This window comes from Azospirillum endophyticum (assembly GCF_016595245.1).
GTDB classification, from domain to species: domain Bacteria; phylum Pseudomonadota; class Alphaproteobacteria; order Azospirillales; family Azospirillaceae; genus Azospirillum; species Azospirillum endophyticum.
The window spans coordinates 26,367-38,849 of record NZ_JAENHM010000021.1 but is presented as its reverse complement, the minus strand read 5'-3'; the positions used below and the strand labels follow the sequence as shown (position 1 = coordinate 38,849).

Here is a 12,483-nt window from a genome sequence, read left to right as displayed (position 1 = left end):
GTCCGATCCCCCCTGCCTCGCCGTCCCTAACCATGGTCAAGCGCCCTTTCCCGGCGTCCCGCAAGCCGCCGTCAGGACGCCAGCGCCGCGTCCTTCTCTGCGATCACGTTGGCGATGGCGGCGCGCTCGGCGGCGGTCAGGCGCAGGCTGGCGCTCTTCAGCTGGCCGCAGGCGGCCATGATGTCCTCGCCGCGCGGGGTGCGGACCGGGCTGGCATAGCCGGCGTTGTTGACGATGTCGCCGAAGACCTGGATCGCCCGAGCGGTCGACCGTTCATAGGGAGCGCCCGGCCATTCGTTGAAGGGGATCAGGTTGATCTTGGCCGGGATGCCTTCCAGCAGCTTCACCAGCGCCCGCGCATCGGCCGGCGTGTCGTTCACGCCCTTCAGCATCACATATTCGAAGGTGATGCGCCGCGCGTTGGACAGGCCCGGATAAGTGCGGCAGGCCTCCACCAGGTCGCGCAGCGGGTATTTGCGGTTGATGGGCATGATGATGTCGCGCAGCTCGTCGGTCACCGCGTGCAGGCTGACCGCGAGGTTCACGTTCAGCTCCTCGCCGCAGCGCTCCATCATCGGCACGACGCCGGAGGTCGACAGGGTGATGCGCCGCTTGGAGATCGAGATGCCGTCGCCGTCCATCACGATCTTCAGCGCCTTGGCGACGTTGTCGTAATTGAACAGCGGTTCGCCCATGCCCATCATGACGATGTTGGACAGCATGCGCCCGTCGGGCGGCGCCGGCCATTCGCCCAGCATGTCGCGCGCCAGCATCACCTGCGCCACGATCTCCGACGCATCCAGGTTGCGCACCAGGCGCTGCGTGCCGGTGTGGCAGAAACGGCAGGTCAGCGTGCAGCCGACCTGCGAGGAGACACAGAGCGTGCCGCGATCCTCCTCGGGGATGTGGACGCTCTCCACCTCCTGGCCGTCGGGCATGCGCAGCAGCCACTTGCGGGTGCCGTCCGCCGACTTCAGGTCCGTCACCACCGTCGGCCGCGCCACGATGTAGGCGTCGGCCAGCTTTTCCCGCACCGGCTTGGCCAGCGTGGTCATCTCGGAGAAATCGGTGGAACCGCGGTGATAGATCCAGTGCCAGAGCTGGCGCGCCCGGAACTTTTCCAGGCCGACGGACAGCATCTCGGCTTCCAGCTCTTCGCGGGACAGGCCGACAAGGTTCTTGCGTCCGTCGGCATCGGTCGCCGGCAGAACGAAGGCGGAGGCATGATTGGAGGCGCTCATGGCCCCATTACATAGGGCCATGAGCGTTCGGAGTCAAAAGACCAAGTGAAAAAAGACCAAGTGAAGCGCTGTGACGATCAGCGCTTCACGCCGCAGGCCTCGTTGATGGCCTCATAGGCTTGGCCGACGCCGGCCAGGCTGTAGGTGTCGGTCGTCTTGGTGCCGCGACCGGACACGCCCTTCACCACCATCTGCTTGCCGTTGCGCAGCGCCGTCGTCACGGCGCGGTCGCCGTCGGCATCGCGGGCCCAGGCGGTCTCGCCATCGGTGAACAGCTTGAAGTCCTTGCCGTCGATGCTGACCTCGGCGTCGCTGCCCTTCTTGAACGGATAGCCGACGATGACGCTGACGACGTCCAGCGCCTTCTCCGCCGGACGGTGGGTGACCAGCGTGTAGATGTCGCCGCGCTTCGCCTTCGGCTCCGTCTTCTTGGGCTGGCTGGAGATGTAGCACACCTTCTGCCCCTTCTCCTCGAACAGGAAGGCGTTCCAGTCCTTGAAGGTGCCGAGATGGCGCGGGTCGGCGGCGGCGGCCGGAGCCGCGGTCAATCCTGCGGCGGTCAGGCCCGCGGCGACAAGGCCGGCGGCGAGGAAGGTGGAGAGGACAGAACCGGCAAAGGCGGCCCCGGCAATTCGGCGGACGGCGTTGGGAAGCAACATCGGTCTTGCGTCTGCTCGTTGTTGGTCCGTGGGGTGCGGGCGGACACTACCCCAAACGGACGGACCATTCCAAGACCGCCGGTCCGGCGCCGGTGCGTTTCTCACAGCTCCGGAGGCCGTTTTCGCCTGTGTGCCGGTCGCGGAGACGACGGCATGTCGGGTGGCTCCATCCGCCGCCGAGCGGAAGCGATGCAGCTCCGGAGCCCGGGTAAGGCGGCGTCGCTTTTGGCAAAATCTTCACGTCCATCGGCATTCGTGCCACTCACCGCCCGAGACGATCCCGGCTATCCTCCATGGCGCATCCCCGACCGGAGACCACGCCATGCTGGACCTGCGCCCGAACTGCGAATGCTGCGACCGCGACCTGCCGCCCGAGGCGCCGGACGCCTATATCTGTTCCTTCGAATGCACCTTCTGCGCGGACTGCCGGACCCGATTGCCGGAACGGCGCTGCCCGAACTGCGGGGGCGAATTGGTGCGGCGGCCGATCCGTCCGGCATCGAAGCTTGCGGCCAACCCGCCGTCGGCCATGCGTGTCGTGAAGCCGGACGGCTGCGCTTCGCTGTTCTAAGTCCCGGAATTGCCCCCTGCTGTCGCTGGCGTTCGCCGCGCAAATCGGCCAGACTGGCGCCATCGCTCCCGGGAGACTTGGCCTCGGACGGAGCGCAGGGACCGTCTCAGCATGCTCACGCTCTACAGCTTCCCCACGCCCAACGGACGCAAGGCCTCCATCCTGCTGGAGGAGTTGGGACTGCCTTACGCCGTCCACCGCGTCGACCTGGCCGCCGGCGAGAACAAGCGGCCGGATTTCCTGGCGGTCAGCCCGATCACCAAGATTCCGGCGCTGGTGGAGGAACTGCCTGGGGGCCGGGTGCGGCGCCTGTTCGGCTCCGGTGCCATCCTGCTGCATTTCGCCGAGCGCACCGGCCGCCTGCTGCCCGAGGACGAGGACGAGCGGACCGAAGCGATGAGCTGGTTCATGCTGGGCGTCAGCGATCTCGGCCCCACCGCCATCGACATGCAGCGCTTCGCCGCCCGGTCCCCCGACCGCATTCCCTACGCCATCGACCTCTACAAGGGCGAACTGATGCGCTGTTACGCCGCGCTGGAAGAGCGCCTGGGCATGGCTGAGCATCTGGCCGGCGCCACCTACTCCATCGCCGACATCGCCTGCTTCCCCTTCATCGCCGCCGCGGCGGTGGCGGGCGGCGGGCTGCTGGACCGGTTTCCCAACCTGAAGCGCTGGCACGACGCCGTCGCCGCGAGACCGGCGGTCCAACGCGGAATGGCGATTCCCGACATGGCCGCTTCCGGCTGAACGCCCTGCGCCCCTTCCCCACTCCCTCGGCCCCCCCGAACGCCATCCGGCCGTTCCAACCAGACGTCAGAGACATGCCGATCAACAACCGCATCGCCGCCTTCCAGGACGACATGACCGCGTGGCGGCGCGACATCCATGCCCATCCGGAGCTGGGGTTCGAGGAGGAGCGCACCTCCGGCATCGTCGCCGCGAAGCTGGAGGAGTTCGGCATCGCGGTGCACCGCGGCCTGGGCGGGACCGGCGTGGTCGGCACGTTGACGGGGCTCGGCACCGGCAGCGGCCGCGCCATCGGCCTGCGCGCCGACATGGATGCGCTGCCGATGCCGGAAGCCAACGACTTCGACCATGCCTCGCGCCATGCCGGCAAGATGCACGCCTGCGGCCATGACGGGCACACCACCATGCTGCTGGGGGCCGCCCGCTATCTGGCGGAGACCCGCAACTTCGACGGCATGGTCCATTTCATCTTCCAGCCGGCCGAGGAAGGGCTGGGCGGCGCCAAGCGGATGATCGACGACGGGCTGTTCCGGCAGTTCGACTGCGAGCAGGTCTATGGCCTGCACAATTGGCCGGAGCTGCCGGCCGGCCGGATCGCCGTGCATCCCGGTCCGGTGATGGCCGCGGCCAACCAGTTCGAAATCCATGTGAGCGGCCATGGCGCCCACGCCGCCATGCCCCACCGCGGCATCGACCCGGTCCTGGTGTCGGCCCACATCATCACCGCGGCGCAGAGCCTGGTCAGCCGCGGCACCAACCCGGCCGAGAGCGCCGTGGTGTCGATCACGGTGGTGGAGGCCGGGACCGCGGCCAACGTCATTCCCGACAGCGCGCGGATGCTCGGCACCATGCGCACCTTCTCCGAAGAGAACCACCGCCGCATCCAGGAGCAGTTCGGCCGCCTCGTCTCCAGCATCGCCGAGGGCCTGGGCGCCAAGGCCGAGCTGCGCTTCCGCCCCGGCTACCCGGCCACGATCAACAGCGAGTCCGAAGCGCGCATCGCCGCCGCCGCCGCCGCCAAGGTGGTCGGCGAGGAGAACGTGGTCTGGGCTCCCGATCCGACCATGGCGGCGGAGGATTTCGGCTACATGCTGAAGGAACGGCCGGGTGCCTATATCTGGCTCGGTCATGGCGGCCACCGCGGTCCGTCCTGCCGACTGCACAACCCGCACTATGATTTCAACGACGCGATCCTCACCACCGGTGCCAGCTATTGGGCATCGCTGGTCGAGACGATCCTGCCGCGGAGCGCCTGACCGTCCCATGAAGATGCCGTTCCGTCCCCGCCCGCTCCCGGCCTTGCTGCTGCTCCCTGGTCTGTTGCTGGCTGGCTGCCAGGGGGGCAACGATCGCGCCGAAGGCAATCTGTTGCCGGCCCAGGCGGAGGCCGGCACCGTCTGGCAGGGCGACCACAGCAGCGCCGCCGAACGTGCCTATGTCGTCGCCCGCGATACCGGCGAATGGACGGCTCTGTGGGCCAGGGTCGGCGAACCTGCTCCGGCTTCGCTGCCCGGTGGGCGGATGGCGGTGGCGGTGTTCCTGGGTCCGCGCGACACGGCGGGCTACGGCGTCGCCATCGACAGCGTGCAGCAGACGGGCACCGACCTGGTCGTCGGCTATCACGAGAGGGTGCCCGGCCCGGCCCAGGCGGTGGCGCAGATGCGCACCAGCCCTTACGCCATCCGCCTGCTGCCCGGAGCCGCGGGAACGCCGAAATTCGTTCGGGGGAAGTGAGTTCGGGGGCGTTTCCGGGGCGGCAAGCTTAGGCAGAGGCCACGCGGCGGGAGCTTAAACCGGACCTCTCACCGCGGCATCTGCCACGGCAGCTCTCCGCCGACCAGCTTGCCCGCCTCCTTCGGCGGCAGCGGGCGGGCGAAGTGGTAGCCCTGGCCATAGTCGCAGGCCAGGGCGCGCAGCAGGTTGGCGTCGGAACTGGTCTCGATCCCCTCGGCGATCACGTCGAAGCCGAGCAGGCGCGCCAGATCCATGATGATGCGGACGATGGCGCGGTTTTCCTCCGACTGGTGCATGGCGGAGACGAAGGAGCGGTCGACCTTCAGGCTGTCGATCGGCAGCTTGTGCAGGTAGGACAGCGACGAGTAGCCGGTGCCGAAATCGTCGATCGATAGCTTGATGCCCAGGGCCCGCAGGTCGCGCAGCAGGCGGATCGACTGTTCCGCCTTGTCCATGACGGCGCTTTCCGTCAGCTCCAGCTTGATCCAGGACGGTTCCACCCCGGTTTCGCGCAGGACCTCGCGCACCACCTGGACGAAGTTGGGATCGGACAGCTGGTGGGTGGACAGGTTGACGCTCATGAACAGCGGGGCGGAGCCCGGTTCGCGCCGGTCCTGCCATTCGGCGATCTGCAGGCAGGCCTGCCGCAGCACCCAGGTGCCGAGCGACACCACCAAGCCGGTGCTCTCGGCGATGGGGATGAAGATGCCGGGCGGAATGTTGCCGCGTTCGGGGTGGGTCCAGCGCATCAGCGCCTCGAACCCCGCCAGCCCGCCGGTCACCATCTCGACGATCGGCTGGTAGGCCACCCACAGGTCGATGCCGCTGGCCAGCGCACTGCGCAGGTCGTGCTCCAGCCGCACCTGCTCGACCACATGGGAATGCATCGCCGGATCGAACCAAGCCTGCCGCCCGCCGCCCTGCTCGCGGGCGCGGGCGGTGGCGATCTCGGCATCCCGCAGCACGTCGTCCGGGCGCTCGTGGCTCGGCATCGCGACGGCGACGCCGACGCTGGCGGACAGGAACACCGTGCCGCCGGAACTGGAGCGGGCGGAGCGCACCACCGCCGCAAGATCGTCGATGGCGCCTTCCAGTGCCGGCCGGTCGCAGGCGCCGCCGGCCAGCATGGCGAAGGCATGGTCGCTGACGCGCGCGATCAGGTCGAAGGCGGCGGCCTGCGCCGCCATCCGCTGCGCCAAGCCGTCCAGCAGCTCGTTGGCGAAGCCCTGCCCCATGCTGCTGCGGATTTCGGCGAAACGGTCGATGTCCAGGATGACGAGCGTGAAGGGCTCGCCCATGTTGCGGTAGTCCGCCATGTGCTTCAGCAGCATCAGACGGTTGGCGAGGCCGGTCACCGGGTCGTAGTAGGCGAGGCGGAACAGGTCGTCCTGGACCTGCCGACGTTCGGTCATGTCCTGCAGGATGACGAAATAACCGGTGACGGCACCGTCTTCCGCCCGGTGCGGCGCATGCAGCCGCGTTACGTAACGCTGCTGGCCGTCGGCCTGGGTGATCCAGCCTTCCGTCTGCACCGTCTCGCCCGCCAGCGCGCGTTCGGCAGCCGTCAGGGTGTTGCGCAGAAGATCCGGGCCCAGAAGGTCGCCGACGGTGCTGCCGACCGCCTTGTCCAGCGTCGTCGCCATCATCTCCAGATAGGAGCGGTTGGCGTAGATGTGCCGGCGCTGCGGGTCCATCAACGCCACCTTCACCGTCATGGTGTCGAGAATCTGACGCAGGGCGTCAAGCCCAGGCGCGCCGGAAGCGGCACCCGATAAAGCGTCGGCCAGCGCGGAGATTCGGGGATCAGGACTCATGGCGAGGTAAGAGCGAGGTACCCAACAGGAAATCGATACCCAACACTTACGCGAAGTGTCACCCGCCCGTCAAAACCAAAGCTGCCCAAGTGCAGCAGAGCTTGGACATTTCTACAGGCGATGCAACGGAGACACATGGGTATAGGCATGGGCATATCATAGTATTCATTCAAGTGCGGGTTGCGTTACGGTAACACACACAATCCCGATTTTTTCGTTCCGTATTCGGGGAACATAAGACTTCTCTTCTTTCCCTGGGGCGTAGATTGCCGCCTTTGATTGCGCTTTTGGACGGAAATCCGACTTGTGGTAGATTTTGTGCAGTGCAGGAACGCGGAGGCGGCATGGCTGTGCCTTGCAATGGAAAGGCTTCGGCGGGCGTAAGCGGATTTATACTGCCAATCCAAGTGGGGCCAAAGCTGCCGAGCGGTCGTTCGGGCGGATGCCGCTCTGGCCGTCTCCCGCCGGGAAGGCAACGATCACAATCCGGGCGCTCACAATTTGGGAAGGAATTACGCCATGGCTCTCAAGGACTTCTTGGTCGTTGTCGACGATACGCCCGCGTCCGTGGCGCGTCTCGACCTTGCGGCACGGCTCGCAGCCCGATGCGATGCGCACCTGACCGTACTCTATGCCTTCACCGACATGGTGTTGCCCGGCTACATCGAAGCTGAAATCCCGCAGGACTTGCGCGAAAGCCGTCGGCAGTCCCGAAAGGACCAGACGGACCGTCTGGCAATGGCTTTCGACGACGCCATGCGCCGCCATGGCCTGACCGACCGGTCCGAATGGCTGGTGCAGGAAGGCGATCCGACCATCACCGCCGCCGTGCGCGGCCGCTATGCCGACCTGATCGTGGTGGGCCAGCCCGATCCGGACCGCGACCGCGAGCAACTCGTGGCCCAGCCGGGCGACCTTCTGTTCGAATGCGGCCGGCCGCTTCTAGTTGTCCCCTATGCCGGCCGCTTCCCCACCATCGGCGAGCGGGTTCTGGTCGGCTGGAACGGCAGCCGCGAGGCGGCGCGCGCCGTCGGCGACGCCCTGCCGTTGCTGACCACCGCCAAGCGCGTCGTCGTGATGGCCGCCAACCCGAAACCCGGCCCGAACGGCCTGGGCGACGAACCTTGCGCCGACATCGCCCGCCACCTGTCCCGGCACGGCTGCCGCGTCGAAGCCACCCATGTCGCCACCGATGTCGTGGAACCCGGCGATACCCTGCTGAACATGGCCGCCGACGAGAGCTGCGACCTTGTGGTGATGGGGGCTTACGGCCGCTCGCGCTTCCGCGAGCTGGTTCTTGGCGGCATGACACGCTTCATGCTGCGGCACATGACGGTTCCGGTGCTGATGAGCCATTGACGAGGTCGGAAGGATGGCCGGGTGGGGAGCGCGTCTCGCCCCACCCGTGGGGTTAAGCGACCGCCCAGCCCTCTTCCTCCGATGTCCTCGCCTGCTTTCCCCCGAGTCCCTCCGCAACCACCGCGAGTCGTCCTCGGCCATCCGTGGGGAAAAGCGACCGCAGGCGGTTTTCCACCCCGTTCCCCGTGGGGCAAAGCGGCGGATTCGTGGGGACAAGCGGCACGACTCGGGCTTTCCCCATGGGGACAAGCGGCGACTCAACTAATAAGCCTAACAACTAACCGTCGATTAGCACGGTCGCCTAACCCCACATTGACTCCGCCGCCCACCGCTCACCAGGATGCCACAACATCCGGGTGAGGCTGCCATGGGCGACATACACAGGCTGGTGATCGAACATGGGCGGGACAAGGCGCGCGCCCTGGTCCGGCCCGAGGAGCGGACGCTGGTCGACATCGCCGCCGATATCCTGGCGGACGAGAACCAGCATCTCGGCATCACCTACAGTGGATTCTGCCTGACCAGCCTGCCGCACAAGAAGCTGGCCGACGACGTCCCTTGGGAAAAGCGCGGCCATCAGGTGACGCTGCTGGTCGAACCGGGCCGGCTGAAGGTGAACGGCAAGATGAAGCTGTTCGGCGTCCCCTACGGCGCGCGGGCGCGGATGATCCTGATCTATCTGCAGACCCAGGCCGTGCGCACCGGCCGCCGCGAGGTCGAACTCGGCCGCTCGATGCGCGACTGGCTGACCCGCATGGGCATCAGCGTCGGCGGCGAGACCTTCCGCGGCTTCCGCGAACAGTCTCTGCGCATTTCCGCCTGCTCGCTGAAATTCTTCTGGGACGGCGAGGATGCCGATGTCTTCGAGAAGGGCGGCATCGTCAAGCGCGGCCTGATCTTCCACGACGACCTCGGCGACGACCGCCAGGGCACGCTGTGGAACGACGTGGTCCAGCTGGACGAAACCTTCTTCCAGGCGCTGCGCGACCACCCGGTCCCGCTGCTGGAAGAGGCGGTGCGGCAGCTGAAGGACCGCTCGCTCAGCCTCGACCTCTATGTCTGGCTGGCCTACCGGCTGCATTCGCTGAGCCGGCCGCAGCCGATCTCCTGGCCGTCGCTCTATGCCCAGTTCGGCGCCGGCTACGACCAGATGAAGCATTTCAAGCCGCGCTTCGTCCAGGCTCTGCAATATGCCCTGGCCGCCTATCCGGATGCCAAGGTCGAGCCGGCCGACGACGGCGTCGTCCTCTACCCCAGCCGCCCGCCCATCGCCCGCCTGCTGGCGTGAGGGCGTGGGGTTAAGCGACCGCGGCCGGAGAACGCGCACGGCACGCCCTGCGACGGACATCCCCCGGTCGCTTCCCCCCACATCCCCGGAGGGCCGCTCCTTCCATTGACCCACGTCATTGGACCGTCCGTCCCCTCCCCCTAAGATCGCCGACAGGTCCCGAAACGGAGAGGCTATCCCTTGGACGCGCTGTCGCTGCTGGATGCCGGACTGAACCAGTGCGCCGTGGTCGTCGACCGCGACGGCGGGCTGTTGCTGGCCCTGCTGACCGCCGGGCTGGTGGGAGGCACCACCCATTGCGCCGGCATGTGCGGCCCCTTCGTGCTGGCCCAGGTGTCGGCGCGGCTGGAGCGGGTGCCGCTGTCGGCGATGTCGGAGTTCCGGCGCCTGACCGGAGCGGCGGTGCTGCCCTATCATGCCGGGCGGGCGACGACCTACGCGCTGGTCGGCGCGCTGTCGGCCTCGGTCGCCGGGCATGTCGGGGCGCTGCCGGGGCTGCGCTGGCTGTCGGTGGCGCTGCTGGCGCTGGCGGCGCTGTTCTTCCTCGGCTATTCCGCGCGCGGCGTCCTGTCCTGGTTGCCGAAAATGCCGTCGCCGGGCGGCAATCCGCTGCAGCGCCGGTGGGCGGAGCGGGTGTCCGGCCTCGCCCGGCCGCTGTTCGGCAACCCGACCGGCTGGCGCGGTTATGGGCTGGGGGTGGCGCTGGGCTTCATTCCCTGCGGGATGCTCTATGGCGCCGTCGCGGTGGCGGCGGCGAGCGGCAGCGCGCTGACCGGCGCGCTCGGCATGGCCGCCTTCGCGCTCGGCACGGTGCCGAGCCTGCTGGCGGTCGGGCTGGCCGGCCATATCGCCGGCCGCACCTGGCGGACCGCCGTCGCCCGCATCGCCCCGGCGGTCATGCTGGTGAACGCCGGGGTGCTGGGCTGGATGGCGTGGAAGCTGGTTGCGTAAACCAGCCGGTCACCATCTTCTCACTGCAGGCCGCCACCCTTCAGCGCATCGCCCAGCGGGATCTGCCCGCTGCCGCGCTTCGACGGCTGCTGCTGGCTTTCATGCGGCGACCAGCCGGCGAGATAGAGCACCTCGAAGGTCACCGGGATGCGCCCGTCCGGCTCGGCATAGAGCTCGGCATAGCGCCGGGCGGCATCGAACAGCAGGGCGCGGGAGGCCGGAACCTTGCGCCGCGCCAGCACGGCGTTGGTCTCGCCCATGCCGCGCAGCTCGCGCATCAGGGCGAAGGCGTCGGAATAGGTGACGGTGATGACGTCGCTGTCGACCACCGGCAGGGCGAAGCCGGCACGTTGCAGCAACCCGCCGGCATCCTTGATCTCGGCAAAGGGCGACACGCGGGGAGAGACGCCGCCCGAAACCTCCATCTCCGCCTCGTAGAGGCAACGGCGCAGCTCGGCCAGGGTCTGGCCGCCCAGCATGGAGGCGCAGAAGAAACCGTCCGGCTTCAGCGCCTGCCGGATCTGGACCAGGGCGCCCGGCAGGTCGTTGACCCAGTGCAGGCTGAGATTGCTGACCGCCAGATCGAAGCTGCCGGGGGCGAAGGGCAGGAACTCCTCGTCGGCGGCGATCGCGGCGGCGACCGCCCGGTTGCCCGTGCCGCCGGCGGCACGGGCGAAGTCCGGCGACAGGTCGCAGGCGACCAGCCGCTCGATCCCCTTGCGACCCTTCAGGATGCGGCCCATCGCCCCGTCGTGGCAGCCGACGTCCAGCGCCAGCGGGAAGGGACGGATCACGTCCTCCAGCCGGTCGGCCAAGCGGTCGGCGATCTCCTCGAACAGGAAGGAATGGTCGGTGAATTCGGCGACGGCGCGGTCGCGGCGGCGGCGGACCAGCGCGCGGTCGAAGACGGTCATGCTGTCGGGGCTTGTCATGGCCGCACTATACCCCAGCCCGGCGACGCGACAACCGTGCTACACTCGCAGGCCAGCCACCTTCTCCACGCCACCAACCCCGATCGGCGAAGACCGGTCGGGACCGCAACCGGACGGGCATCGGAATGGGCATCGATGAGGCCATCGCCGTCAGCCATGAAGCGCTGATGGTCATCCTGAAGATCTCGCTGCCGCCGCTTGGCATCACCGCCCTGCTGTCGGCGGCGCTGATGCTGTTCCAGAGCGCCACCAACATCAACGAATCGTCGCTGCAGCAGGACACCAAGTTCTTCGCCACCCTGCTGATCCTGTTCGTCACCGGCCCGGCGATCTATCTGGCTCTGCGCGATTACACCGGCGTGATCTTCGAACGCATCGCCATGCTGCAGTGACCGGATCGGCGGCGATGCAGGCACCGGCACCCTTGGTCACCTCGCTCGCCGGATTGGGCCGCGCCGCCGCCGGTGCGGCGACCCTGCTGCTGGACGCGCTGCTGCCGCCGCGCTGCCTCTGCTGCGGCGAGGCGGTGGACCGCCAGGGCGGGCTGTGCGCGGCCTGCTGGACCAAGCTGACCTTCATCGCTCCGCCGCTCTGCGCCTGCTGCGGCGTTCCCTTCGAATATGAGGCGCAGCAGGGAGCCCTGTGCGGTGCCTGCATCGCCGCCCCGCCCCGCTTCGCCCGCGCCCGCGCCGTGCTGGTCTATGACGACGGCAGCCGGCCGCTGGTGCTGGGCTTCAAGCACGGCGACCGCATCCATGCCGCCAAATCCTACGGCATCTGGCTGGCCCGCGCCGGGAAGGAGCTGCTGGAGGATGCCGACCGGCTGCTGCCGGTGCCGCTGCACCGCGCCCGCCTGTTCCGCCGCCGCTACAACCAGGCGGCCCTGCTGGCCCAGGCGCTGTCGCGGCACAGCGGCATCCCCACCACGCCCGACCTGCTGCAACGCTGGCGGTCCACCCCGACCCAGGGCGGGCTGGACCGCCAGGGGCGCCAGCGCAACGTCAAGGGCGCCTTCCGCCTGCGGCCGGGACAGGCGGCGGCGGACCAGGTGACGGGGCGGCGGCTGGTGCTCGTCGACGACGTGATGACCACCGGGGCGACGCTGGCCGAATGCGCGCGGGTCCTGCTGCGAGCCGGGGCGGCCCGGGTCGACGTGCTGACGCTGGCGCGGGTGGTGCAGCGCTGAC

Annotated in this window: 13 protein-coding genes; 9 read left to right on the top strand and 4 right to left on the bottom strand. The window is 68.3% G+C overall.

The features are described from left to right. Positions 1–71: 71 nt before the first annotated feature. Together rlmN and JHL17_RS05975 are read right to left on the bottom strand one after the other, a co-directional pair. Positions 72–1,241, bottom strand: a complete 1,170-nt coding sequence (rlmN, locus tag JHL17_RS05980) for a dual-specificity RNA methyltransferase RlmN (RefSeq protein ID WP_200191148.1) — start codon at positions 1,239–1,241, stop codon at positions 72–74. A 77-nt stretch (positions 1,242–1,318) separates the two neighbouring features. Beyond that, complete coding sequence (locus JHL17_RS05975) at positions 1,319–1,900, bottom strand: invasion associated locus B family protein (protein WP_200191147.1); 582 nt, start codon at positions 1,898–1,900, stop codon at positions 1,319–1,321. Positions 1,901–2,222: 322 nt separating this feature from the next. Between JHL17_RS05975 and JHL17_RS05970 the strand changes: the two genes are divergently transcribed. The 4 genes from JHL17_RS05970 to JHL17_RS05955 all read left to right on the top strand — a co-directional run bounded on the left by JHL17_RS05970 (position 2,223) and on the right by JHL17_RS05955 (position 4,952). Beyond that, on the top strand, positions 2,223–2,471 hold the full coding sequence (locus JHL17_RS05970; RefSeq protein WP_200191146.1) for a DUF1272 domain-containing protein: 249 nt from the start codon (positions 2,223–2,225) through the stop codon (positions 2,469–2,471). A gap of 111 nt (positions 2,472–2,582) precedes the next feature. After that, on the top strand, positions 2,583–3,218 hold the full coding sequence (locus tag JHL17_RS05965; protein WP_200191145.1) for a glutathione S-transferase family protein: 636 nt from the start codon (positions 2,583–2,585) through the stop codon (positions 3,216–3,218). A gap of 74 nt (positions 3,219–3,292) precedes the next feature. Next, positions 3,293–4,474 carry a M20 aminoacylase family protein gene (locus tag JHL17_RS05960; protein WP_200191144.1) on the top strand — a complete coding sequence of 394 codons (1,182 nt, stop codon included), beginning with the start codon at positions 3,293–3,295 and terminating at the stop codon, positions 4,472–4,474. Between the two features lie 7 nt (positions 4,475–4,481). Further along, the gene (locus JHL17_RS05955) at positions 4,482–4,952 is read left to right on the top strand and encodes a protease complex subunit PrcB family protein (protein ID WP_200191143.1); all 471 of its coding nucleotides are present in this window, start codon (positions 4,482–4,484) and stop codon (positions 4,950–4,952) included. 68 nt (positions 4,953–5,020) lie between these two features. Here the strand turns inward: JHL17_RS05955 and JHL17_RS05950 are convergent, their stop codons facing one another. Next, a complete protein-coding gene (locus JHL17_RS05950; protein ID WP_200191142.1) occupies positions 5,021–6,766 on the bottom strand; it encodes a putative bifunctional diguanylate cyclase/phosphodiesterase in 1,746 nt (581 codons plus the stop codon). A 519-nt stretch (positions 6,767–7,285) separates the two neighbouring features. Here JHL17_RS05950 and JHL17_RS05945 point away from each other — a divergent pair. The 3 genes from JHL17_RS05945 to JHL17_RS05935 all read left to right on the top strand — a co-directional run bounded on the left by JHL17_RS05945 (position 7,286) and on the right by JHL17_RS05935 (position 10,364). Then, on the top strand, positions 7,286–8,125 hold the full coding sequence (locus JHL17_RS05945) for a universal stress protein (RefSeq protein WP_200191141.1): 840 nt from the start codon (positions 7,286–7,288) through the stop codon (positions 8,123–8,125). 367 nt (positions 8,126–8,492) lie between these two features. Continuing rightward, a complete protein-coding gene (locus JHL17_RS05940) occupies positions 8,493–9,413 on the top strand; it encodes a replication protein RepA (protein ID WP_200191140.1) in 921 nt (306 codons plus the stop codon). 180 nt (positions 9,414–9,593) lie between these two features. Next, entirely contained in the window at positions 9,594–10,364 is a 771-nt protein-coding gene (locus JHL17_RS05935) for a sulfite exporter TauE/SafE family protein (RefSeq protein ID WP_200191139.1), read from the top strand. 20 nt (positions 10,365–10,384) lie between these two features. On the opposite strand, the gene JHL17_RS05930 is transcribed toward JHL17_RS05935, so the two are convergent. Further along, positions 10,385–11,296 (bottom strand): methyltransferase domain-containing protein, encoded by a 912-nt coding sequence (locus tag JHL17_RS05930; protein ID WP_200191138.1) that lies wholly within the window; start codon positions 11,294–11,296, stop codon positions 10,385–10,387. 125 nt (positions 11,297–11,421) lie between these two features. Here JHL17_RS05930 and JHL17_RS05925 point away from each other — a divergent pair, with 125 nt between their 5' ends. Together JHL17_RS05925 and JHL17_RS05920 are read left to right on the top strand one after the other, a co-directional pair. Further along, positions 11,422–11,688: a flagellar biosynthetic protein FliQ gene (locus JHL17_RS05925; RefSeq protein WP_200191137.1), complete on the top strand. Its 267-nt coding sequence runs from the start codon at positions 11,422–11,424 to the stop codon at positions 11,686–11,688. A 14-nt stretch (positions 11,689–11,702) separates the two neighbouring features. Continuing rightward, a complete protein-coding gene (locus JHL17_RS05920; RefSeq protein WP_200191136.1) occupies positions 11,703–12,482 on the top strand; it encodes a ComF family protein in 780 nt (259 codons plus the stop codon). The last annotated feature ends 1 nt before the right edge of the window (position 12,483 follow it).

Coding starts and splice junctions, on each gene's coding strand:
- rlmN (WP_200191148.1), bottom strand. CDS start 1,241: ATGAGCGCCTCCAATCATGCCTCCGCCTTCGTTCTGCCGGCGACCGAT.
- JHL17_RS05975 (WP_200191147.1), bottom strand. CDS start 1,900: ATGTTGCTTCCCAACGCCGTCCGCCGAATTGCCGGGGCCGCCTTTGCC.
- JHL17_RS05970 (WP_200191146.1), top strand. CDS start 2,223: ATGCTGGACCTGCGCCCGAACTGCGAATGCTGCGACCGCGACCTGCCG.
- JHL17_RS05965 (WP_200191145.1), top strand. CDS start 2,583: ATGCTCACGCTCTACAGCTTCCCCACGCCCAACGGACGCAAGGCCTCC.
- JHL17_RS05960 (WP_200191144.1), top strand. CDS start 3,293: ATGCCGATCAACAACCGCATCGCCGCCTTCCAGGACGACATGACCGCG.
- JHL17_RS05955 (WP_200191143.1), top strand. CDS start 4,482: ATGAAGATGCCGTTCCGTCCCCGCCCGCTCCCGGCCTTGCTGCTGCTC.
- JHL17_RS05950 (WP_200191142.1), bottom strand. CDS start 6,766: ATGAGTCCTGATCCCCGAATCTCCGCGCTGGCCGACGCTTTATCGGGT.
- JHL17_RS05945 (WP_200191141.1), top strand. CDS start 7,286: ATGGCTCTCAAGGACTTCTTGGTCGTTGTCGACGATACGCCCGCGTCC.
- JHL17_RS05940 (WP_200191140.1), top strand. CDS start 8,493: ATGGGCGACATACACAGGCTGGTGATCGAACATGGGCGGGACAAGGCG.
- JHL17_RS05930 (WP_200191138.1), bottom strand. CDS start 11,296: ATGACAAGCCCCGACAGCATGACCGTCTTCGACCGCGCGCTGGTCCGC.
- JHL17_RS05925 (WP_200191137.1), top strand. CDS start 11,422: ATGGGCATCGATGAGGCCATCGCCGTCAGCCATGAAGCGCTGATGGTC.
- JHL17_RS05920 (WP_200191136.1), top strand. CDS start 11,703: ATGCAGGCACCGGCACCCTTGGTCACCTCGCTCGCCGGATTGGGCCGC.